This window comes from Microbacterium sp. NPDC091382 (genome assembly GCF_044757025.1).
Classification (GTDB): domain Bacteria; phylum Actinomycetota; class Actinomycetes; order Actinomycetales; family Microbacteriaceae; genus Microbacterium.
This window is the reverse complement of the sequence record NZ_JBIVUD010000002.1, coordinates 1-21530: the sequence shown is the minus strand read 5'-3', so window position 1 is coordinate 21530 and position 21530 is coordinate 1. Positions and strand designations below refer to the sequence as shown.

The 21530-nt window shown below is 71.5% G+C and carries 17 protein-coding genes; 15 read left to right on the top strand and 2 right to left on the bottom strand.

The genetic code is table 11. The features are described from left to right. The first annotated feature begins 35 nt into the window (after positions 1-35). The 8 genes from ACIQLK_RS07555 (at position 36) to hrpA (ending at position 12132) form a co-directional block, all read left to right on the top strand. Positions 36-1028, top strand: coding sequence for an AAA family ATPase (locus tag ACIQLK_RS07555; RefSeq protein WP_400363922.1), 993 nt, complete (start codon positions 36-38; stop codon positions 1026-1028). Then, positions 1025-2374 carry a DUF58 domain-containing protein gene (locus tag ACIQLK_RS07550; RefSeq protein ID WP_400363920.1) on the top strand — a complete coding sequence of 450 codons (1350 nt, stop codon included), beginning with the start codon at positions 1025-1027 and terminating at the stop codon, positions 2372-2374. The genes ACIQLK_RS07555 and ACIQLK_RS07550 overlap by 4 nt, the downstream gene beginning before the upstream one ends. After that, positions 2371-4860 carry a transglutaminase domain-containing protein gene (locus ACIQLK_RS07545; RefSeq protein ID WP_400363919.1) on the top strand — a complete coding sequence of 830 codons (2490 nt, stop codon included), beginning with the start codon at positions 2371-2373 and terminating at the stop codon, positions 4858-4860. Before ACIQLK_RS07550 ends, ACIQLK_RS07545 begins: the two co-directional genes overlap by 4 nt. Positions 4861-4908: 48 nt before the next feature. Further along, positions 4909-6096 carry a DUF5684 domain-containing protein gene (locus ACIQLK_RS07540; protein WP_400363917.1) on the top strand — a complete coding sequence of 396 codons (1188 nt, stop codon included), beginning with the start codon at positions 4909-4911 and terminating at the stop codon, positions 6094-6096. Further along, positions 6093-6944, top strand: a complete 852-nt coding sequence (locus ACIQLK_RS07535; RefSeq protein ID WP_400363915.1) for a PP2C family protein-serine/threonine phosphatase — start codon at positions 6093-6095, stop codon at positions 6942-6944. Before ACIQLK_RS07540 ends, ACIQLK_RS07535 begins: the two co-directional genes overlap by 4 nt. After that, positions 6937-7440 (top strand): hypothetical protein, encoded by a 504-nt coding sequence (locus ACIQLK_RS07530; protein ID WP_400363914.1) that lies wholly within the window; start codon positions 6937-6939, stop codon positions 7438-7440. Before ACIQLK_RS07535 ends, ACIQLK_RS07530 begins: the two co-directional genes overlap by 8 nt. Before the next feature lie 17 nt (positions 7441-7457). Then, a complete protein-coding gene (locus tag ACIQLK_RS07525) occupies positions 7458-8186 on the top strand; it encodes a hypothetical protein (protein ID WP_400364907.1) in 729 nt (242 codons plus the stop codon). 73 nt (positions 8187-8259) lie between these two features. Beyond that, entirely contained in the window at positions 8260-12132 is a 3873-nt protein-coding gene (gene hrpA / locus ACIQLK_RS07520) for an ATP-dependent RNA helicase HrpA (RefSeq protein WP_400363913.1), read from the top strand. 1 nt (position 12133) lies between these two features. Here the strand turns inward: hrpA and ACIQLK_RS07515 are convergent, their stop codons facing one another. Continuing rightward, a complete protein-coding gene (locus ACIQLK_RS07515; protein ID WP_400363912.1) occupies positions 12134-13477 on the bottom strand; it encodes a M20/M25/M40 family metallo-hydrolase in 1344 nt (447 codons plus the stop codon). A 48-nt stretch (positions 13478-13525) separates the two neighbouring features. Here ACIQLK_RS07515 and ACIQLK_RS07510 point away from each other — a divergent pair, with 48 nt between their 5' ends. Then, positions 13526-14506, top strand: a complete 981-nt coding sequence (locus ACIQLK_RS07510; protein ID WP_400363911.1) for a Gfo/Idh/MocA family protein — start codon at positions 13526-13528, stop codon at positions 14504-14506. 7 nt (positions 14507-14513) lie between these two features. Here ACIQLK_RS07510 and ACIQLK_RS07505 read toward each other — a convergent pair whose 3' ends face one another. Beyond that, positions 14514-14876: a PLD nuclease N-terminal domain-containing protein gene (locus ACIQLK_RS07505; RefSeq protein WP_400363909.1), complete on the bottom strand. Its 363-nt coding sequence runs from the start codon at positions 14874-14876 to the stop codon at positions 14514-14516. Between the two features lie 82 nt (positions 14877-14958). Between ACIQLK_RS07505 and ACIQLK_RS07500 the strand changes: the two genes are divergently transcribed. The 6 genes from ACIQLK_RS07500 (at position 14959) to ACIQLK_RS07475 (ending at position 21393) form a co-directional block, all read left to right on the top strand. Beyond that, positions 14959-15822 carry an NYN domain-containing protein gene (locus tag ACIQLK_RS07500; RefSeq protein ID WP_400363907.1) on the top strand — a complete coding sequence of 288 codons (864 nt, stop codon included), beginning with the start codon at positions 14959-14961 and terminating at the stop codon, positions 15820-15822. A gap of 58 nt (positions 15823-15880) precedes the next feature. Continuing rightward, positions 15881-17062, top strand: a complete 1182-nt coding sequence (locus ACIQLK_RS07495) for an ROK family transcriptional regulator (protein WP_400363905.1) — start codon at positions 15881-15883, stop codon at positions 17060-17062. Further along, positions 17059-18111 (top strand): substrate-binding domain-containing protein, encoded by a 1053-nt coding sequence (locus ACIQLK_RS07490; protein WP_400363904.1) that lies wholly within the window; start codon positions 17059-17061, stop codon positions 18109-18111. The genes ACIQLK_RS07495 and ACIQLK_RS07490 overlap by 4 nt, the downstream gene beginning before the upstream one ends. 11 nt (positions 18112-18122) lie before the next feature. Further along, complete coding sequence (locus ACIQLK_RS07485) at positions 18123-18962, top strand: ATP-binding cassette domain-containing protein (protein ID WP_400363903.1); 840 nt, start codon at positions 18123-18125, stop codon at positions 18960-18962. Between the two features lie 26 nt (positions 18963-18988). Next, positions 18989-20146, top strand: coding sequence for a sugar ABC transporter permease (locus tag ACIQLK_RS07480; RefSeq protein ID WP_400364906.1), 1158 nt, complete (start codon positions 18989-18991; stop codon positions 20144-20146). 158 nt (positions 20147-20304) lie between these two features. Further along, complete coding sequence (locus ACIQLK_RS07475; RefSeq protein ID WP_400363902.1) at positions 20305-21393, top strand: sugar ABC transporter substrate-binding protein; 1089 nt, start codon at positions 20305-20307, stop codon at positions 21391-21393. The last annotated feature ends 137 nt before the right edge of the window (positions 21394-21530 follow it).

Below are 21530 nucleotides of genomic sequence, written 5' to 3'. Positions count from 1 at the left end.
CCACCGCAGCGCACCCGTTCTTCGAAAGGAACACGATGACGATCACCCAGGAGCAGAGCGCCTGGTTCGCCGAGACCTTCACGACGCTCGTCGACAACGTCGAGCAGGTCGTGCTCGGCAAGCGACACGTCATCGAGCTGGCCTTCACCGCCATGGTGTCCGAGGGCCACCTTCTGCTGGAGGACTACCCCGGCACCGGGAAGACCTCGCTGGCGCGCGCGATGGGACGCTCGGTCCAGGGCACCAGCTCCCGTATCCAGTTCACCCCGGACCTCCTTCCCGGCGACGTCACCGGGATCACCGTCTACGACCAGCGGCGCGGGGAGTTCGAGTTCCACCAGGGCCCGATCTTCGCGAACGTCGTCCTCGCCGACGAGATCAACCGCGCGTCCCCCAAGACCCAGTCCGCCCTGCTCGAGGTGATGGAGGAAGGCCACGTCACCGTCGACGGCATCACCCGGGACGTCGGGGTCCCCTTCCTCGTCGTCGCCACTCAGAACCCGGTCGAGCAGGCCGGCACCTACCGGCTCCCCGAGGCCCAGCTCGATCGCTTCCTCATGAAGACATCCCTCGGCTATCCCGACCACGCCGCCACGTTGCAGATCCTCGAAGCATCGGGCGAGGCATCCCGCGACGTGGCGCCCGTCGTCACCCCCCAGGGGATCGTCAGCATGGCCGACATCGCACGGGGCGGCTACCTCGCCCCTCTCGTCCTGGACTACATCGCCCGTCTGGTCGACGCGACGCGCCTGGCACGCGAGGTGCGCCTGGGAGTGAGCGTCCGCGGCGCGCTGGCGCTGACCAGAGCGTCCCGCACCTGGGCGCTCGCGCACGGACGCACGTACGTGACGCCCGACGATGTGAAGGCGCTGGCGGTCCCGGTTCTCGCTCACCGCCTGATCCTCGACCCGGAGGCCGAGTTCGACGGCGTCACCGCCGAGGCCGTCATCGGTCAGGTCCTGCTCGACGTCGTCCCGCCGTCCCAGCAGGAGCGCACGGACGGACGTCGTCAGCGAGAGAACGTGTGAGCTCTTCGATCGAGTCCCGACTCACCCGCACCTCGCAGGCGACGGGACGCACCCGCACGAGCTACGGAACGGCCGGAACGACGACCGCCCTCGCCGTCCGCGGCGTCCAGGGCTGGCGGCGGCTCCGTCGCGCCGCCGCCCGGGCTGCGCGCGCCACCGCCGAGACGATCGCACCCGCGGGCAGGATGGTGGTCGCGCTGGCGGTCGTCGGACTCGGCGTCGGCCTCGGATGCGGTCTGCTCGAATTCGCCGTCGCGGGCGGGGCGGCGCTGCTGCTGCTCATCCTGTCGGTCCCCTTCCTCTTCGGCGCCCGGGCCTATCAGGTGACCCTCCGCCTGGCTCATGACCGCGTCGTGGCGGGGACCCCGGTGGAGGGTGCTCTCGTCGTCGCGAACGTCGGCAGGCGCACGGCGCTTCCGGGCAGAGTCGACCTGCCGGTGGGCGACGGACTCGTCGACGTGCACGTGCCGCTTCTTCGTCCCGGGCACGAGCTCTCCGAGACCGTCGTCATCCCGACGCAGCACCGCGGTGTCATCACGGTCGGCCCCGCGCGCACCGTCCGCGGCGACCCGCTGGGCATCCTGACCCGCGAAGCGACCTGGCAGGACACGCACACGCTCTACGTCCACCCCGTGACGACGGCGTTGCGCAGTTCCGCGACCGGTCTCATCCGCGACCTCGAAGGCAGCCCCTCGCGCACCATCGTCGACGCCGACTTCTCGTTCCATGCGCTGCGCCCCTACGTCCCCGGCGACTCCCTCCGCCAGGTGCACTGGAAGTCCACGGCCAAGACCGGCGCCATGATGGTGCGCCAGTACGAGGAGACCCGGCGTTCCCGCATGATCCTCGTCCTCGCCCTCGGCGCCGACGAGTACGCCGACGAGGACGAGTTCGAGCTCGCCGTCAGCGCCACGGCATCCATCGGCGTGCGAGGCATCCGCGACGGACGCGACGTCGACGTCGTCGCGGGGGCGGAGATCCCCGAGTTCGCCCGCAGCCGCATGCGGACTTTCCGCACCCTCACGACGATCTCCAGCCGGACACTCCTCGACGAGCTCGCCGGCATCGAGCGCGGCGAGAACCCGAGTCGCCTGCGCGACGTCGCGACGCTCGCGTCGGGACATCACCCGGATGCCTCGATCGCCTTCCTCGTGTGCGGCTCGACGCCCACCCCGACCCAGCTGCAGGCCGCAGCTCTCGCATTCGGGTCGGAGGTCGCCGTCGTCGCGCTCGTGTGCGCGCCGAGCGCCGCGCCCGGCATCCGTCGACTCGGGGGCATGACCGTCATCTCGATCGGACTGCTCAAGGATCTCCGCCAACTCCTGGCGCGCGGGGGACAGTCGTGACCTCCCCGCCCACGCGTCGGGGCGCTCGCCGCCGGACGGGTCCCTCGCGCGCCGGCTTCTACGTCGTTCAAGCTCTCGTCATCGACCTGCTGCTGGCGGTGGGGGCGGTCGCCGCCTGGCCCATCTACCGCAGCGGAGCGTTCATCGTGGTCGCCGTCGTCGGCATCGCGGCGGGTCACCTCGTGGCGGCGATGGGCACCCGGTGGCGCTGGTCGGGCTGGTGGGTCGCAGTCGCAGCCCTCGGCGCCTACCTCGCCCTCGGCGTCCCCGTCGCCGCAACGGGGTCGCTGGGATCGGCCGACGCCGCGGTACGGGCGCTCGCCGATGTCGCCACCGCCCCCGTGACCGGGTGGAAGGACCTGCTCACCCTCGAGCTGCCGCTGGGCAGCTATCAGGCGACGCTCGCTCCCGCGCTGCTGATCTTCCTGGGCTGCTCCTCCGCGGCTCTCTCCATCGCCTGGCGCGCAACGCGATGGTGGATGCCTGCGGTCGCCGTCGCCTTCCTGCCCGCCGTTTTCGGGGTCGTCTTCGGGGCACGTTCGCTGAGCACAGCGCTGCGCATCGGTGCGGTCGCGGTCCAGCCGGAGACCCTCGTCGGTCTCGCCGGTGTGGTGGCCGCTCTCCTGGCTGTCGTCTGGAGGACGACCCACGAGCGGCGACGGGCACTCGCGACGGCGGGCGCTGCGAGCGGCGTCGTGCGGGATCCCGGAGATCGGCGACGCGGCGGCGCCGCCCGCGCGGGAACGGCCGTGGCGATGATCGCCGTCGCCGTCGCCGTCGCGGCGGTATGGGGTCCGTGGACTCTCGCCGACCAGCCGCGGACGGTCGCGCGAAGCGGCATCGACCCGGTCCTCGAGCTCGAGCGTGCACCGAGCCCGCTCGCCGCCTACCGCGCGTCGTTCGCCGACGAACGGTACGACGAGACGCTCTTCTCCGTGGCGGCGTCGGCGGGGATCGACCGGGTGCGACTGGCGACGCTCCCGTTCTACGACGGCCGCACCGTCCGCGCGATCGACCCGATCGCGGGTCTCGCGGACCGGTCCGCGTCCTTCACCCGAGTCCCTTCGAGCCTCGACGGCGCCGCGGACGGCGCCGCGGAGGGCGCGGCGGTCGTCACGGTGCGCATGGGCGCCGGAGCAGGCATCTGGGTCCCGACCACCGGCATCCTCCGAGCGATCGGGTTCGAGGGTCCCCGGTCGGACGACCTCGCCGACGGCTTCTTCTCCAATACCGAGACCGGGACCGCGATCGAGATCGCCGACCCCGGCCTCCGGGCGGGAGACGCGTACCGGCTCGAGGTGACCCCCGAGCCCGCCGCACAGGCGGTGGCGTCGCTCACGCCGTCCCGGACCGGACCGTCGGTGCCGCCGGAGGCGGTCCCGGCCTCGCTGACCGATTGGATCGAGGCGCAGCAGGCAGGCACGGGAGGAGCCGGGCTCGAAACCCTCATCGACCGGCTCCGCTCGCGCGGCTATCTGAGCCACGCCCTGCAGCTCACCCCCGGTCGGACACCGTCGTGGCTGGAGGATCTCGGCGGAGGAGGGTTCCAGTCCTCGCGGGCAGGCCACTCCGCCGACCGCATCGGCGTGCTCTTCACGCAGCTCCTGGACCGCGAGGCGGAGGCTCCGGGCGGCTCCGATGCGGACCTCGTCGCCGCGGTGGGCGATGACGAGCAGTTCGCCGTCGCCGGCATGCTCATCGCCGATCAGCTCGGCTTCGACGCCCGTGTCGTGGTCGGCACGCGGCTCGCGTCCTCTGAGGAGCTGCCGGTGTGCGAGAACGGAGACTGCCGCGGCGGCGACCTCGCCGCGTGGATCGAGGTGCAGGATGCCGGGGGCCGATGGACCCCGGTGGACGTCACACCTCAGCACGCGAGCTTCCCCTCCCCCGATCCGGACCAGCGCAGGGATCCCGAGAACCCCACTGATGTGCGACGCGACGAGGCCGAGCCGGTCCTGCCCGCCGATGCGTCTCCCGCCGACGGCGAGCGCCCCGCGCAGGATGGGCCGGACCGACAGTCGGACCTCACCGCACTGTGGACGGCTGTCCGGATCGGTGGGGTCTCGCTGCTGGGGGTCGTCGTCCTCATCGGCCCGGTCGTCACGGTCCTCGCGGTCAAGGGGCTCCGTCGCCGGAGCCGGCGGCGCCGTCCCGACGTCGCCGGCAGATTCACCGGCGGGTGGGATGAGTACGTCGACACGGCCGTCGATCACGGGTACACGGCGCCCGCCCATCTGACGCGCCAGGAGCTCGCGCGACTTTTCGGGGAGGGCACCGACGGGGCGGCCGGAACACGGCTGGCGACGTGGGCCGACCGTTCGGTGTTCGACGCGGTACCTCCGTCGGCCGAGGAGAACGAGGAGTTCTGGCGGATCGTGACGGCCGAGCGTTCCCGCTTCGCAACGGGCAAGGGCTTCTGGGCGCGCCTGCGGGCACGGCTGTCGCTGCGATCGTTGGTGCCGCGCAGGCGGCCCCGGCGCCGATAGGGTGTGCGATGCGGGACCGAGGGAACCCATGACGGAGGACGAGGACACATGCAGAGCGTGACGACGGGGAGCGTGCTCCCGATCGCCGAGGCCGCGGTCGGATCCTCAGCGGGTCTCGCGGCGGTATCGCTGGCCGCCGCAGCGGTCCAGCTGATCGTTGCCGTCGGCGTGTACGTCTGGGGGTCGCTGGCTCTCGCGGCCGTCTTCCGAAAGGTGGGCCGACCGCCGGGTCGCGCCTGGGTTCCGGTCTGGAACCTCTGGCAGCTGTTCGAGCTGGCGGGCATGAAGGGCTGGTGGGCCGCCGTCCTGGTCGGTGGCGGCATCCTGACCGCGATCCTCTCGTCGGTGACGGCGTCGCTGATCGTGCAGTCCGCCCAGGGCGCGGCGTTCGGCGCGGGCGGGGACGCCTCGGGTGCCCTCCTCGCCGCGACCGTCGTCCCGATGCTCTTCTTCATCGCGTTCGCCGCAGCGGCGATCGTCATCATGCTCCGGATGATGGGACCTCTCAATCGCGGCTTCGGGCGCAGCGGCGGATTCGCCGTCCTCGGAGCCCTCCTGCTCCCCGTCTGGGCGTCGATCATCGGGTGGGGTTCGGCGACCTGGCTCGGCATCCCCCGCGGCGGCATCCCTCCGACGCCCTTCGCCGCGTCCCCGGCGCCCGCCGCCGCAGCCGCGCCCGCCGACACCACGGCGTTCGCACCGCCGCCAACGGCGGCTCCGTCGCCCGCGGCACCGACCCCCGTCGCCCTCGCCCTGCAGCCGGGGGCGCCGGTCCCCACGAACCCGTGGTCGCCGCCGCCCCTCGCACCCGTATCCGCTCCCGTCGCCACCGCTGCGGCGCCCGCAGTCGAGGGAACCGGAGCGCCGGAGACCGAGGTCGACGAACACACCGTCCTCGCGGCGCACCGGCGACCGAGCGCCGCCCTCATGCTGCCCACCGGGCAGACCGTCGCGCTCACGGCTGCCGTGGTCGTCCTGGGGCGCAACCCCGCCGTGCCCGGGGACGAGCCCGGGGCGCAGGCCGTCGCGATCGACGACGCGACCCGTACGGTCTCGAAGACCCACGCGCTCCTGCGCCGCACCGACGACGGGTGGTCGATCACGGACCTCTCGTCCACCAACGGCGTCATCGTCGGCGACAGCGAGTCCGAGATCCCGGTCGGAACGCCGGTCTCGGTCCGCGGCCGGTTCCTCCTCGGCGACGCCGAACTCACCCTCGACGCAGGCGGGCGATGACGATGCGCGAGCCCTCCGGTCTTCCGTTCGAGGTCATCAGCGGCGCCCTCACCGATACGGGCCTCCGCCGGCGGGTGAACGAGGACTCGCACCTGGCGAGCTTCCCCGTCTTCGTCGTGGCCGACGGGATGGGCGGGCACGAGGCGGGCGATCTCGCCTCCGCCGCCGTGATCGACGCCTTCCGGGGATTCGTGGGCCGCGGCGACGTGACGCCCGAGGAGGTCGCGGACGCGGTGCACGCCGCGCATGCAGCAGTCGGTGCGATCTCCCGACGGACGACCCGCGGAGCGGGGTCGACCCTCACCGGGATCGTCGCGGTGCAGCAGAACGGCGAGAACCGCTGGCTCGTCGTCAACGTCGGCGACTCTCGGGTCTACCGGCTGCTGTCCGAGCGCCTGGAGCAGCTCACCGTCGATCACTCCGTTGCGCAGGAGATGGTGGATGCCGGTCGCCTCGCCCGGGAGGAGATGTCCACCTTCGAGGGGCGCAACGTCATCACGAGAGCCGTCGGCGGCGAGCACAGCCCGGCCGACTTCTGGCTCCTGCCCGTGGTCACGGGCGAGCGACTGCTCGTCTGCTCGGACGGCCTCTCCGGCGAGATCACCGATGAGGCGATCCGCGCCGGACTCCTCTCCGGAGCCTCCCCCGCGCAGACGACGGGCGCGCTCATCTCCCAGGCCCTCGCTCACGGCGGTCGCGACAACGTGACGGCGATCGTCGTGGACGTGGTGGGGGGCGGCATCCACCCTCGTCTCGAGGACACGACGGGCGGCCTCGTGACGAGCGAACCCGCCACCGGCACGATCGAGGTCGAGACGGTGCCGTCCCGCCGGAGACGACATGACTGACCCGGTCGACGACCGCACGCACCGCGTCACCCCTCAGGTTCCCGAGGACGAGACGCTCCTCGCGCAGCGCCGCACACCCGACGACGAGACGCTGCTCGCCGAGCGGCGCACGGATGACGCGACGCTGCTCGCCGAGCGGCGCACGCCCGACGACGAGACGCTGCTCGCCGAGCGGCGCACGGATGACGCGACGCGGGCGGCGCAGCGCCGGGGGAGGTCGGTCACCGGCACCCGCCCTGTCGCCCACGGCCGTGCCGACACTCCGCGCACGGCGTCAGCCGCGGGCGCGCTGCCCTCGCGTGCGGTCTATGCTCCCCGCGGAGCCGACACGCTCCCCGCGATCACGCGCGCACCCGTCGCACCGCCGACCCCGCCTGCCCCGCCGCCCCCGGCGCGCTCGCGCCGCGGTGGCATCATCGCCGTCGGGATCGCGGGTGCCGCCGTCGTCGCAGGCGCCGCGTGGGGAATCGTCCAGATCGTTCAAGGGGGCATGTGATGACGGAAGACGTCGAGATGACGGCCGAGACGGATGCCGCCGAGATCGGCATCGAGTTCTGCGGCGAATGGTTCCACCCGACGCCGGGTGAGACCTACTCGATCGGACGAGACGCCGATCTGGTGATCGACACGAACCCGTACCTGCACCGGCGGCTGCTCGAGATCGAGTCGTCTCAGGGGATGTGGTGGCTCACGAACACGGGCCGGTCGATCTCGGTCGCCCTGGCGACGTCCGACGGCGCCTATCAGGCGATGCTCGGCCCCGGCACTCGCGTCCCCCTCGTGTTCCCGGAACTGATGGTCATGTTCACGGCCGGGGCCTACACGTACGAGTTCACCATCCGCAACGGCGCGGCCCGGTTCACCGGCCGGGTCACAGGCCTCGACGGCGACAGCACCGACGGCGGGACGACGATCGGCGCGGTCCCCCTGACGGCCAGCCAGCGTCTTCTCCTGATGGCGCTGTGCGAGCCCATCCTGCGTGGCGGGATGATGGGGTCGAGTCAGATCCCGACGTCGGCGAAGGCCGCCGAACGCCTCGGATGGCCGCTGACGACCTTCAACCGCAAGCTCGACAACGTGTGCGACAAGTTCGATCGCGAAGGCGTACAGGGGCTGCGCGGCGGGGCGGGCAAGCTCGCCACGAACCGGCGCGCGCGCCTCGTCGAGCACGCGATCCTTTCCCGCCTCGTGACGGCCGCGGACCTGCCCCTGCTCGACGAGCCGCAGAGCTCCGAGCGCTGAGAGACCCGCCCGCCGGCGCCGCGACACGCGCGGGCGACCGTCGGCATCCGCGTGCGCGATAGCATCGAAGGCTGTGTCCGCACCCGCCCCCGTCATCTCGTATCCCCCGGAGCTGCCCGTCAGCGCCGCACGGGACGAGATCACGCGCGCCATCGCGGTGCACCAGGTCGTCATCGTCGCCGGTGCCACCGGCTCGGGAAAGACGACGCAGCTGCCCAAGATGTGTCTCGAACTCGGCCGCACGCGCATCGCACACACGCAGCCCCGGCGCATCGCCGCCCGTTCCATCGCCGAGCGCCTCGCCCACGAGGTGCAGGTGCCGCTCGGCGGCGCGATCGGCTACAAGGTCCGCTTCACCGACGAGGTGACCGACGCCACCCAGGTCACCCTCATGACCGACGGCATCCTGCTCAACGAGATCCACCGCGACCGGCTGCTGCGCCGCTATGACACGATCATTGTCGACGAGGCCCACGAGCGATCGCTGAACGTCGACTTCCTGCTCGGCTACCTCGCCCGCATCCTGCCCGAGCGCCCCGACCTCAAGGTGATCATCACCTCGGCGACGATCGACCCCGAGAGCTTCGCCGCTCACTTCGCGGCGACGGCACCGGACGGCGAGCGCGTCCCCGCGCCGATCATCGAGGTCTCCGGGCGCACCTACCCCGTCGAGATCCGATATCGCGCGCACGACACCGAGTCCGAGGACGACGTCGACGGTCTGCTCGCCGCGCTCCGCGAACTCGATCGGGAGCCCGACGGGGACGTGCTCGTGTTCCTCCCGGGCGAGGCCGAGATCCGCGACGCGATGGATGCCGTCCGCGGCCTGTACGCGAAGGAGGCCCGGCCCACCGAGGTGCTGCCGCTGTTCGGTCGGCTCTCCTCCGCCGAGCAGCACCGCGTGTTCGAGCCGTCCTCCGTCGCCGGAGTGAGGCGGCGGATCATCCTCGCCACGAACGTCGCCGAGACGAGCCTGACGGTCCCCGGCATCCGGTACGTCGTCGACACCGGCACGGCGCGTATCTCGCGCTACAGCGTGCGCTCGAAGATCCAGCGACTGCCGATCGAGGCGATCTCGCAGGCGTCGGCTCAGCAGCGCTCCGGCCGTGCCGGGCGCACGTCGGCGGGCATCGCGATCCGCCTCTACGGCGAGGACGACTTCACGGCGCGCCCGGAGTTCACCGAGCCCGAGATCCTGCGGACCTCGCTCGCCTCCGTCATCCTGCAGATGCTGTCGCTCGGGTTCGGCGACGTCACAGAGTTCCCGTTCCTCACCAAGCCCGACAGCCGCGGCGTGAAGGCGGCCGTCGAACTGCTCACCGAGCTCCGCGCCGTCACGGGACGCACAGGTGCCCTGCGCCTCACGGGCCTCGGTCGCCGCATCGCACGTCTGCCGATCGATCCGCGATTCGCGCGGATGCTGCTCGAAGCGGAGAAGCTCGGCGTCTCGCGCGACGTGCTCGCGATCGTGTCGGGGCTGTCGATCCAGGACGTCCGCGAGCGCCCCGAGGAACGCCGCGAGGAGGCCGACCGGCTGCACGCCCGCTTCGTCGACCCGACGAGCGACTTCCTCACCCTGCTGAACCTCTGGAACCACCTGCGCGAGCAGCAGCGCGAGCTCGGCTCGAGCGCCTTCCGGCGTCTGTGCCGCAGCGAGCACCTCAACTACGTGCGCGTCCGCGAGTGGTTCGACGTGCACCGGCAGCTGAGCACGCTGTCGCGCTCGGGGTCGCCGAAGGATGCCCTGCGTCAGCCCGCCGGCGCCGCCGACCCCGACGCGCTGCACCGCGCGATCCTGTCGGGGCTCCTCTCGCACATCGGCATCCTCGACACGCGTTCCGTGACGACCGATCCGGCGAAGAAGAGCGCGCGCAAGCCCCTGCCTCAGTACCGCGGCGCCCGGGGTGCGTCGTTCGCGGTCTTCCCCGGCTCGGGGCTGCGCAAGGCCTCGCCCGACGCCGTCATGGCCGCCGAACTGGTCGAGACCTCCCGCCTGTTCGGCCGCACGGTCGCCGCGATCGACCCCGCCTGGGCCGAGGACCTCGCCGGCGACCTCGCGCACCGCAGCCTCAGCGACCCGCACTGGTCGAAGGATGCGGGTGCCGCCGTCGCGGCCGAGAAGGTGACGCTGTTCGGGGTCGAGATCATCCCCCGCCGCCGCGTGCAGCTCGCCCGCCGCGACCGCGACCTGGCGCGGGAGCTGTTCCTGCGTCACGCGCTCGTCGAGGGCGAGTGGAACAGTCAGCACCTCGACAAGCGGCTGACGGCGTTCGAGCGCCGCAACGGCGAGCTCCGTCGTCAGCTCGAGCGCATCGAGGAGCGCGAGCGCCGCCGCGACATCCTCGTCGGCGACGAGGCCGTGTACGCCTTCTACGACGCGCGCGTACCCCACGACGTCTTCGACGTCCGCTCATTCGAATCGTGGTGGCGCGAGACGCAGCCGCGGACTCCCAAGCTCCTGGACATGACCGAGGCAGACCTGCTCGGCGAGTCCGCCCGCACCGACGAGCGCGACTTCCCGGCGCGCTGGCGCCAGGGCGATCAGGTGCTCTCACTCGCCTACCGCTTCGAGCCCGGTGCTCCCGACGACGGCGTGAGCGTCGTGGTGCCGCTCGCCCTTCTGGCCCAGCTGCGTCCGGACGGCTTCGACTGGCAGGTGCCCGGCATGCGCGACGAGCTCATCACCGGGCTGATCAAGGCGCTCCCCAAGGCGATCCGGCGCCACGTCGTCCCGGCGGCGGACTGGGCGACCACCCTCGGCGACGAGCTGCGAGGATCAGGCCCCGAGGACACCGACGGGCTCCCGGCATCCACTCTCCGGGCGGCGCTGGCCGCGCGCATCCAGCGCGTCGCGCACCAGCCGGTCACCGAACGCGACTTCGACCTCGAGCGGGTCCCCGCCCACCTGGGCGTCTCGTTCCGCGCCGTCGACCAACGCGGGCGCACCGTCGGGTCATCCCGCGACCTCCGCGAGCTGCAGGACCGCCTCGCGGGTCGTGCTCGCGAGTCGGTCGCCCGCTCGCTCGCGCCGAAGCGCGGGCCGCAGCCGGCGGCATCCCCCGCCGCGGCCGTCGCTGCGGCGAGCGCGCCGATCGAGCGCACCGGGATCACGACGTGGGATGTCGGCGACCTTCCCGAGGTCGTCGACACGAAGGTCGCGGGCGGGGTCGTACGCGGCTACCCGGCCCTCGTCGATGCGAAGGACGGGGCATCGCTGCGCATCGAGGCGACCGCTGAACGCGCCGCCGAGCTCACCCGCGCCGGCGCCCGACGTCTGCTGCTGCTCGCGGTTCCCTCTCCGACGGCGTACGTCATGGATCATCTGACGGCTCCCGAGAAGCTGGCCCTGGCTGCCTCGCCGTACACCTCCGCCAAGGCGCTCATCGAGGATGCGCGCGTCGCTGTCGCCGACGCCGTCATGGGCGACGCCGTGCTCCGCACCGAGGCCGCTTTCACCGCGGCCCGTGACGCGTTCTCGGCCCGGATCGTCGACGAGCTGTTCCAGACCGTCTCGCTCGCCGCCCGCATCCTCACTCTCCAGCGGGACGTCGAGCGGGCGGTGAAGAACCAGAACTCGATGACCCTGCTCGCCGCCCTCGGCGATGTGAAGGGACAGCTCGCGGGGCTCATCCACCCCGGCTTCCTGTCCCGCACCGGTCTTCCCCGCCTGGCTCACCTCCCCCGATACCTGCAGGGCGCGAAGGAACGCGTCGACGCGCTGTCGGACAACGCCGGCCGCGACCGCCAGCGGATGACCGAGTTCGAGCGCGCCGCGGCGATGTTCACGGATGCCGGGGGCACGCTGCCGCTCCCGGCCGACGCCCCTGCGCACCTGGTGCACGCGCGCTGGCTCCTCGAGGAGTTCCGCGTGAGCCTGTTCGCCCAGCGGCTCGGGACCGCCGAGCCGGTCTCCCTCCAGCGGATCTCGAAGGCGCTGTCGGGCTGAGTCAGCTCGCCCGGAGCAGGTCCCGGTAGAACTCGATGCCGCGCAGCCACGAGCCGATCCGGATGCGCTCGTCGTGCGAGTGCAGCGCCTCGCGCTCACTCCGCGTCAGGTGGAACGGCGTGAAGCGGTACACGGAGTCGCTGATCGCGGTGAACCACCTACTGTCGCTCGCTCCGAGCTGGATGTAGGGGGTCGGCAGGACGTCCTCGCCGAGTGCGGACCGCGTCGCGGCCGCGAGGCGGTCCCACGCGGGGCCCGACCACGGCGACACCGGCGACGGATCGGATGCCGAGACCACCTCGACCTCGATGTGCGGGTCGCCGATGACCCGACGGATGCGATCCGCCGCCGAGGACGCGGTGTCCCCGGGAAGCAGGCGCACGTTGACGCTGGCCCGTGCCGACGTCGCGAGGACGTTCGCCCCGGCCGCTCCGGAGAGCTCGGTCACCACCGCGGTGGTCCGCACGAGCGCGTTGAGCTCCGGCCCCAACCGCGGGAAGACCTTGACGAGGAGGCGGCCGGTCACACCGATGCTCGCGAACACCCGCCGGAGGGGGCCCGACGTGTGCGGAGCGACCGTCTCGAACATCGCCCGCACCGGCGGCACGAGCCGCGTGGGGAACGGGCGGCGGTGCAGCCGCAGGACGGCTCGCGCGAGCCGCGCGGTGGCGGGGTCGCGGGGCGGCGTCGACGCGTGCCCGCCGAGTTCCCGCGCGGTGAGGTGCACCGTCATGACACCCCGTTCGGCGACGCCGATGACCGCGGTGGGAACGGTGACGCCCGGGAGCGCCCCCTCGACGACGGCGCCGCCCTCGTCGAGCACGAGCGAGGGTCGGACACCGCGCTGTCGCAGCACCTCGACGATGGCCAGCGCACCGTCACCGGCGACCTCCTCGTTGTGACCGAAGGCGAGGTACACGTCGCGCTCGGGCGTGACCCCTTCGGCGACGAGCGATTCCACGGCCTCGAGGATCGCGACGAGCGACCCCTTGTCATCGACCGCGCCGCGGGCGTGGACCTCGGCGCTGTCGCCGGACCCGACCACCTCGGCGCCGAACGGCTCATGGGACCATTCCGACGCGACGACGGGGACGACGTCCATGTGCGCCATCAGGACGAGCGGGGTCGCGGCATCCCGCCCGCGCCAGCGATACAGGAGCGAGTACTCTGCGATCGCCTCGCGCTCGAGGACCGCGTGCAGCACCGGGTACAGCCGGACGAGAGCCTCGTGGAAGCGGATGAAGTCGCCGCCGTCGGCGTCGGGGTCGCCGGGGTCGAGGGAGACGGTCGGGATCTGCAGGAGTTCGCGGAAGCGGCCGAGGGCGGAGTCGGGGGTGCGGGCCACGGTTCGACTCTAGGTCGGCGGAGCCTCGCCCGCCGATAGGCTCGGGACATGACCGCTCTTCGATGGGGAATCCTGGCCACCGGTGGCATCGCCCACGCTTTCACCGCCGACCTGAAGACAGCCGGTCTCACCGTCGTCGCCGTGGGCTCGCGCCGCGCGGAGTCGGCGCAGGAGTTCGCCGCGCAGTACGGCATCCCCCGCTCCTACGGTTCGTACGAGGAGCTGGTCGCCGATCCCGACGTCGACATCGTGTACGTCGCGACGCCGCACAGCCACCACCTCGCATGCGCGACCCTCGCACTCGAGCACGGCACGCACGTGCTCATCGAGAAGCCCCTCACGCTCGATGCCGACCAGGCCGTCGCGATCCGCGACCTCGCTGCGGACCGCGGCCTGCTGGCCATGGAGGCGATGTGGACGCGGTACCTCCCGCACATGGTTCGCCTGCGCGAGATCCTCGCGGCCGGAGTCATCGGCGACGTGCGGGCGCTGAGCGCCGACCACACGCAGAACCTGCCCACCGATCCGGGTCACCGGCTCAACGATCTCGCCCTCGGCGGTGGCGCGCTCCTCGACCTCGGCATCTACCCGGTCTCCTTCGCCTGGGACGTCCTCGGCGCCCCCGCCGAGATCCTCGCGACGGCGCAACTCGGCGAGACCGGCGCCGACACCGACGTCGCCATCTCGGTGCGTCACACGTCCGGCGGGGTGTCGTCGCTGCTCACGTCGATGCGGGGTGCGGGCGCCAACGCGGCGCAGATCGTCGGGACGAAGGGTCGCATCGAGATCGACGGCGTGTTCTACGCACCGACGTCGTTCCGGGTGTTCGATCTGGACGGCACGCTCGTCGAGGAGTTCCGCACCGAGATCGAGGGTCGCGGCATGCAGTTTCAGGCGCTCTACGCCGAGCAGCTCATCGCCGAGGGGCGGATCGACAGCGACCTGCTCCCCCTGGAGGAGAGCATCGCCATCATGGGCACCCTCGACGAGATCCGTCGCCAGATCGGCGTCGTCTACCCGCGCAGCTGAGGCCGCCTCAGGCGGGGTCGCCGAGCTCGCGGCGTCGGCGGGCGAGCTCGGCGCGCAGACGCTCCTCCTCGATCTCGCGCTCGAGGTCCGCGAGCTGCTGCTCGGTCGATCGGGCGTCCGCCACCCGCACCGGTGGGGCCGCCGGCTCGGTCGCCCACGGCGCGAACTGCGGCGCGCGGCGGACCTCGCGCTGCGGGTACTCCCGCCCGATGGCGAACCAGAGGACCGTGCCGAGGAAGGGCAGCAGGATGACGACGAACAGCCACACCGTCTTGGGCATGTGCTTCACGAGGCTCTGGTCCCGCGTGATGATGTCGATCAGCGCGAAGATCATCCCCGCCAGCACGACGAGGGACACGAGGTACGGCATGGGCCAGAGTCTATGAGTGGGCCATGTCTTCGCGCATCCCTCTCCACACCACGCTCCCGGCACAAGCTGTAAGACTGGGGGGATGCCGGATTCCTCCACTCCTCGCGTTGCGGTCTACCTCGATTTCGACAACATCGTCATGAGTTGGTACGACCGGGTCCACGGTCGCAACAGCTACTCGCGTGACCGGCAGCGGATCGCAGCGGACCCCGACGAGAAGGAGATCTCGGAGCGTCTGGCGGCCGCCATGATCGACGTCGGCGCGATCATGGACTACGCGGCATCCTTCGGAACCCTCGTCCTCACCCGCGCCTACGCGGACTGGTCGTCGCCGGTCAACTCCCTCTACCGTCAGCAGCTCGTCGCCCGCGCCGTCGACCTCGTCCAGCTGTTCCCGGCGGCCGCGTATGCCAAGAACGGTGCGGACATCCGCCTCGCGGTCGACACCGTCGAGGACCTGTTCCGGCTCGAGGACCTGACGCACGTGGTCATCGTCGCCGGCGACAGCGACTACGTCCCGCTCGCGCAGCGGTGCAAGCGGCTGGGTCGTGTCGTCGTCGCCGTCGGCGTCGCCGGGTCCACGGCGAAGTCGCTCGCCGCCGCGTGCGATCAGTTCGACGCCTACGACGCGTTGCCCGGTGTCGCGACCCCCGAACCCGAGCCCGCCCCCGAGACCACTCCGTCGACGGGGCGCCGTCGACGGAAGGCCGCCGACCCGGTGGAGCAGCTCCTCTCCCGCGCTCTGCGCCTCGAGCAGGTCCGCACCGACGAGGAGTGGATGCATCTGTCGGCGGTCAAGAACCTGCTCAAGCGCATGGACCCCTCCTTCAGCGAGAAGGCTCTCGGCCACCGCTCGTTCTCGGACTTCGTGAAGGCCCATCCGAAGGTCGCCGAACTCGACGAATCGACCAACATCGTCCGCGTGCGCGCTGTCGACGGCTCCTGACGAGCCCTCCCGGGCGGCATCCCGACTCAAGCGACCCTGCGCACGGTAGGGTGTCCCCGTGGCTCGCCGGTCAACTCCGCCCGGCTCGCAGTCCTCACTGCGAGAAGCGAATCGTGCGCGACTGCTCGATTCGCTCAAGAGGCATGGGCGCTTGACGCAGATCGAGCTCGCCGGCGCCACCGGGCTCTCCCCCGCCACGGTGTCGAACATCGTCAAAGAGCTGACCGCGTCGGGCGTGCTCCACACGTCCTTCACCTCGCGGAGCGGTCGGCGCGCGACTCTCGTCTCGCTCGCCCGTCAGGTCGGGCTGGTCGCGGGTGCGCACTTCTCGACGCGCAAGCTGCACGTCGCGATAGCCGACGCGACACGCTCCGTCGTCGCGGAGACCTCGATCCCCCTTGCTCCCGACCATCGGCACGATGCCGAACTCGACCGGCTCAGCCTGCTGCTGGGCGACATGGTCGACGGGCTCGGCGGGTCGCTGTCGGATCTTCTCGGCGTCGGGCTGGCTCTGCCCGCGCCGGTCGATCCGCGCACGTCCATCATCTCGACGCCCGGGCTGCTGCCCGGGTGGGACGGAGTCGACATCGCCCGGAGCCTCTCCGCCCGCATCGGTCGGCCGGTTCACGTCGACAGCGAGGCGAACCTCGGCGCCCTCGCCGAAGCGCGCGAGGGCGCGGCCCGCGGGGCCTCCTCGTCCGTGTACGTCACGGTCGGGCATTCCATCAGCGCAGGACTGCTGGTCGACGGCGAACTCTTCCGCGGCGTGAGCGGCCGCACGGGTCAGATCGGGCACATGACGATCGACGAGAACGGGTCGCTGTGCCGCTGCGGCAACCGGGGCTGCCTCGAGACGGTGGCCGCAGGTCCCGCGCTCCTGTCGGGATTCAGCGAGGCCGACGGCATCCACCGCCTCCGCGACCTCGTGACGGCGGCAGGCGACGGTGTCGCTCCCGCACAGCGCACCATCGCCGACGCCGGCCGTCACATCGGCATCGCCGCGGCGAGCCTGTGCAACCTCATCGACCCCGAGCGCATCGTCGTGGGCGGCGAGCTGGCGCGCGCCGGTGAGATCCTGCTGGCGCCGCTCCGACACGCCCTGGAACGCGCGATCCTGGGCGGCGGGGTCCCCGAGATCGTCGCCTCCGCATTCGCGGAATGGGCCGAGACCCGCGGGGCCATCGCCTTGGCCCTCGATCACGTGGCCGTCGACGCCGATCTGGTCGCGTTCCCCGCATGAGACGGCTCGTCACCGCCGCCCTGCTCGCGGCGGCTTCTGCCGCCGCACTCTCGGGATGCGCTCTGCCAGACAACTCACCGCAGCAGACGACGATCGCGCTGCTGCTGCCCGACAAGAAGACCGCGCGCTACGAGACGTTCGACCGCCCCGTGTTCGAGAAGCGGATCGCCGAGCTCGGTGATGCGCAGGTGCTGTACACGAATGCAGATCAGGATGCCGCGCGTCAGCAGCAGCAGGCGGAGTCGGCGCTCGCGGCGGGCGCCGCCGTGCTCGTGCTCGATCCGGTGGACGGGCGAGCCGCGGCATCCATCCTCGCCTCCGCGACAGCAGAAGGCGTTCCCGTCATCTCGTACGACCGGATGATCATCGGAGGCGGGAGACCGGCGTACTACGTCTCGTTCGACAACGAGCGCGTCGGCGAGCTGCAGGCGGAGGCTCTGGTAGCGGGGCTCGAGGCGGAGGGCCGGATGGACGGCGGCGTCCTCATGGTCCACGGTGCCCCCACCGACAGCAATGCCGCCCAGTTCCGCGACGGCGCCCGGCGGGTGATCGAGAAGGCGGGCCTCCGGGTCCTCGCCGAATACGACACCCCCGATTGGAGTCCCGACAAGGCGCAGGCGTGGGTCGCGGGGCAGCTGGCGCAGTACGGCGACGACATCGCGGCCGTCTACGCCGCCAACGACGGCACCGCGAGCGGCGCCATCGCCGCGCTGCGCGCCGCCGACGTCTCACCGTTCCCGATCGTCACCGGTCAGGACGCGGAGCTCACCGCCCTGCAGCGCATCGTTTCGGGCGACCAGTACATGACCGTCTACAAGGCGATCCGCGAACAGGCGACGATCGCCGCCGACGTCGCGACCGAGCTGGCGGCGGGTGAGCGGCCGACGGGCGACATCACCGTCGAGGGCATCCCCTCCACCCTGCTCACCCCGGTCGCGGTGACCGTCAAGGACATCGCCTCGACGGTCGTCGCCGACGGGTTCTGGACGGTCGACGACATCTGCACGCCCCCCTACGCCGAGGCCTGCGCCGCCGCAGGCCTGGAATGAGAGCACCCCGCGTGAGCGTCTCCCCTCGCCGCACCGGCGACCACGTCCTGTCGATGCGCGGAATCGACAAACGGTTCGGCGCCGTGAGGGCGCTCAACGGCGTCGATTTCCGCGTCCGCGAGGGCGAGGTCGTCGCCCTCGTCGGCGACAACGGCGCGGGGAAATCGACGCTCGTGAAGATCCTGGCCGGCGTCCACCCCGCCGATGCCGGCACGATCGAGCTCGACGGCGAGCAGGTGCAGCTCTCGAGCCCGGCGGACGCGCAGGACTTCGGCATCGCGACGGTGTTCCAGGACCTCGCCCTGTGCGAGAACCTCGACGTCGTCGCCAACCTCTGGCTCGGTCGCGAGCTCATCGACCGTGGACGCCTCGACGAGGTCGGCATGGAGGAGCGGACGTGGATGCTGCTGCGTGAACTCGCCGCGAAGATCCCCTCCGTCCGCGTCCCGGTGTCGACGCTGTCCGGCGGGCAGCGTCAGACCGTGGCCATCGCCCGGTCGCTGATCGGCGAACCGCGGATCGTGATCCTCGACGAGCCGACCGCCGCGCTCGGCGTCGCGCAGACCGCCGAAGTCCTGAACCTCATCGAACGGCTGCGGGATCGCGGCCACGGCGTCATCCTCATCAGCCACAACCTGACCGACGTGCTCGCCGTCGCCGATCGCATCGTGGTGCTGCGCCTCGGCCGCAACAACGGCGAGTTCGACGCCGAGACGGCCACCAGCGAGGTCCTGATCGCGGCCATCACCGGTGCGCTCGACTCCGCCCGCCCGGTGCCGCCTCCCGAGGAGCCACGCGCTCCTGTCATCCCCCTCGCAGGCGCTCGACGCCGCCTGGAGGGCGACCGGTGACCGGCGACGACGGGATCCTCGCCCGGATGCTCGCACGCGTGCGTGCCGGGGACGTCGGACGGATGCCGGTGGTGCTCGCCCTCGTGGTCATCGCCGTCGTGTTCCAGGCCCTCAATCCCGTGTTCCTCACGAGCCGGAACCTCAGCGACATGCTCATGCAGTGCGCCGCCCTCGGGACGATCTCGCTCGGGATCGTGCTGGTGCTCCTCATCGGCGAGATCGACCTCTCCGTGGGGTCGATGTCGGGCGTCGGTGCGGCGATCCTGACGGTCGCCGCGGTGCAGCTGCAGTGGCCGGTGGGGCTCGCGATAAGTGCAGCGCTGACCGCCGGCTGCGTCGTCGGTGCGGTCTACGGGCTGCTCCGCACGACACTCGGACTGCCGAGTTTCGTCGTCACCCTGGCGGGTCTGCTGGGCCTGCTGGGCGTGCAGCTCTGGGTGCTCGGGGACGCGGGCTCGATCAATCTGCCGTTCGATTCGTGGGTCGTGCAGTTCGCACAGCAGATGTACCTCCCCCCGTGGCTGTCCTACGTCCTGTCGACGATCACGGCGCTCGCCTACACCGCGACGCTCGTCGGCAGAGCTCGACGACGCGCCGCCGCCGAGCTCGAGAGCGAACGCATCGCGTTCATCCTGATCCGCGGTGCGCTGCTCCTGATCGGGCTCGTGGGCGGGTCCTGGTACCTCAACCTCTCCCGAGGTGTCGGCGTCATGTTCGTGCTCTTCGTCCTGCTGGTGGTCGTCGCGCACCTCGCCCTGACTCGCACGCGCTGGGGCCGCTCGGTGTTCGCGGTGGGAGGATCGATCGAGGCGGCTCGGCGTGCCGGCATCCGCGTCAACCGGATCGTGGTCTCGGTGTTCGTGCTGTGCTCGGTTCTGGCGGCGACCGGCGGCATACTCGCCGCCGCCCGGCTGGCCGCCGCCAACCAGAGCACGGGGGCTGCCGACACGAACCTCAACGCCATCGCTGCGGCCATCATCGGGGGCGCCTCGCTGTTCGGCGGACGGGGATCGGCTTTCGCCGCGCTGCTCGGGGTCGTCGTGATCCAGGCGATCTCGTCGGGACTGACGCTCATCAACCTCAGTTCCGCCGTCCAGTTCATGGTGACCGGCGCCGTCCTCGTCTTCGCCGTCGCCCTCGACGCCCTCACGCGACGCAGCCGACTCGGCACCGGCCGCACCTGATCCGGGCGCGCCGGACGCCGCTTCCGGGGAGGTTCGGGACGACCGTCGACGGTGACGAAAGCGTTATGTTCACATCTTGACTTCATTTCGTGAACACATCAAGATCGTCGTCAAGCGCGAAGTCGCGCACGCTCGATTTCACTGTCGAAAGGCGAACGATGAAGAAGTCCCTGTCCGTTGCCGCAGCCCTCGGGGCCGCCGCACTCCTGCTCGCAGGCTGTTCCAGCACGAGCACACCCGAGCCCGGCGGGTCGAGCGGTGGCGCCGCCCCCGCTGAGGCCGGCCGCGCGTGCGTCATCCTCCCCGACGCGGCGTCGTCGCCCCGCTGGGAGAACTTCGACCGCAAGTACCTCGACGAGGGGCTCAAGAGCGCCGGCTTCGAGGTCGACATCCAGAACGCCCAGGGCGACACGTCGAAGTACGCGACCATCGCCGACCAGCAGCTCACGCAGGGCTGCGGCGTCATGCTGCTCGTCGACTACAACGGCGCCGCCGCCGGTGTCGCCTCCAAGGCGAAGTCGCAGGGCATCCCGGTCATCGCGTACGACCGCCCCTTCACGGGCGCCGACTACTACGTCTCGTTCGACAACGTCGAGGTGGGCAAGCTCGAGGGTCAGACCGTGCTCGACGGCCTGAAGGCCGCCGGCAAGGACCCGAAGACCGCCGCCGTGTTCTACATCGGCGGAGACCCCGCCGATGGTAACGCCGCGATGTTCCGCAAGGGCGCCGTCGAGGTCATGGAAGCGGCGGGCATCAAGCCGGTCGCCGAGCCCCCGGGGGCCTGGGACGGCGCGAAGAGCCAGACCAACTTCGAACAGGCCCTGACCGCCAACGGCGGCAAGGTCGACGGTGTCTGGGCCGCCAACGACACGAACGCCGACGGCGTCATCAAGGTGCTCCAGGACCGCGACCTCAAGGGCGTCGCCGTCTCGGGTCAGGACGCGAACGTCGAGGGCCTTCGCAACATCCTCGCCGGGTGGCAGACCGCGACGGTCTACAAGCCGGTCAAGGACGAGGCCGAGGCCGCGATCAAGGTCGCGACCGACCTCCTCAAGGGGTCGAAGCCGACGGCCGACCAGAAGCTCGAGGACGGCACACCGTACATCGCGGTCACGCCTCAGCTCGTCGGTCCGGACAAGGTCAAGGACGTCGTCGCCGCGGGTGACGCGTCGGCCTCCGACATCTGCTCGGGCGACATCGCCGGGGTCAGCCTCGCCGACAAGTGCACCGAGTTCGGCGTCGAGTGATCTGACGGGAGTGGGGGGGGGGGGGCCCCCCCCCCCCCCCCCCCCCCCCCGCGCCGCCCCCCCCCCCCCCCAAAAAAAAAAAAAACCCCCACACGGCCCCCCAAAAAAAAACACCCCCCCCAACCACGCCAAAGGGG

What these genes read in the sequence shown, in the direction of transcription:
- ACIQLK_RS07475 (WP_400363902.1), top strand. Translation starts at nt 20,305, where the DNA reads ATGAAGAAGTCCCTGTCCGTTGCCGCAGCCCTCGGGGCCGCCGCACTC.
- ACIQLK_RS07500 (WP_400363907.1), top strand. Translation starts at nt 14,959, where the DNA reads ATGCCGGATTCCTCCACTCCTCGCGTTGCGGTCTACCTCGATTTCGAC.
- ACIQLK_RS07525 (WP_400364907.1), top strand. Translation starts at nt 7,458, where the DNA reads ATGACGGCCGAGACGGATGCCGCCGAGATCGGCATCGAGTTCTGCGGC.
- ACIQLK_RS07535 (WP_400363915.1), top strand. Translation starts at nt 6,093, where the DNA reads ATGACGATGCGCGAGCCCTCCGGTCTTCCGTTCGAGGTCATCAGCGGC.
- ACIQLK_RS07490 (WP_400363904.1), top strand. Translation starts at nt 17,059, where the DNA reads ATGAGACGGCTCGTCACCGCCGCCCTGCTCGCGGCGGCTTCTGCCGCC.
- ACIQLK_RS07530 (WP_400363914.1), top strand. Translation starts at nt 6,937, where the DNA reads ATGACTGACCCGGTCGACGACCGCACGCACCGCGTCACCCCTCAGGTT.
- ACIQLK_RS07505 (WP_400363909.1), bottom strand. Translation starts at nt 14,876, where the DNA reads ATGCCGTACCTCGTGTCCCTCGTCGTGCTGGCGGGGATGATCTTCGCG.
- ACIQLK_RS07510 (WP_400363911.1), top strand. Translation starts at nt 13,526, where the DNA reads ATGACCGCTCTTCGATGGGGAATCCTGGCCACCGGTGGCATCGCCCAC.
- ACIQLK_RS07480 (WP_400364906.1), top strand. Translation starts at nt 18,989, where the DNA reads ATGCTCGCACGCGTGCGTGCCGGGGACGTCGGACGGATGCCGGTGGTG.
- ACIQLK_RS07555 (WP_400363922.1), top strand. Translation starts at nt 36, where the DNA reads ATGACGATCACCCAGGAGCAGAGCGCCTGGTTCGCCGAGACCTTCACG.
- ACIQLK_RS07540 (WP_400363917.1), top strand. Translation starts at nt 4,909, where the DNA reads ATGCAGAGCGTGACGACGGGGAGCGTGCTCCCGATCGCCGAGGCCGCG.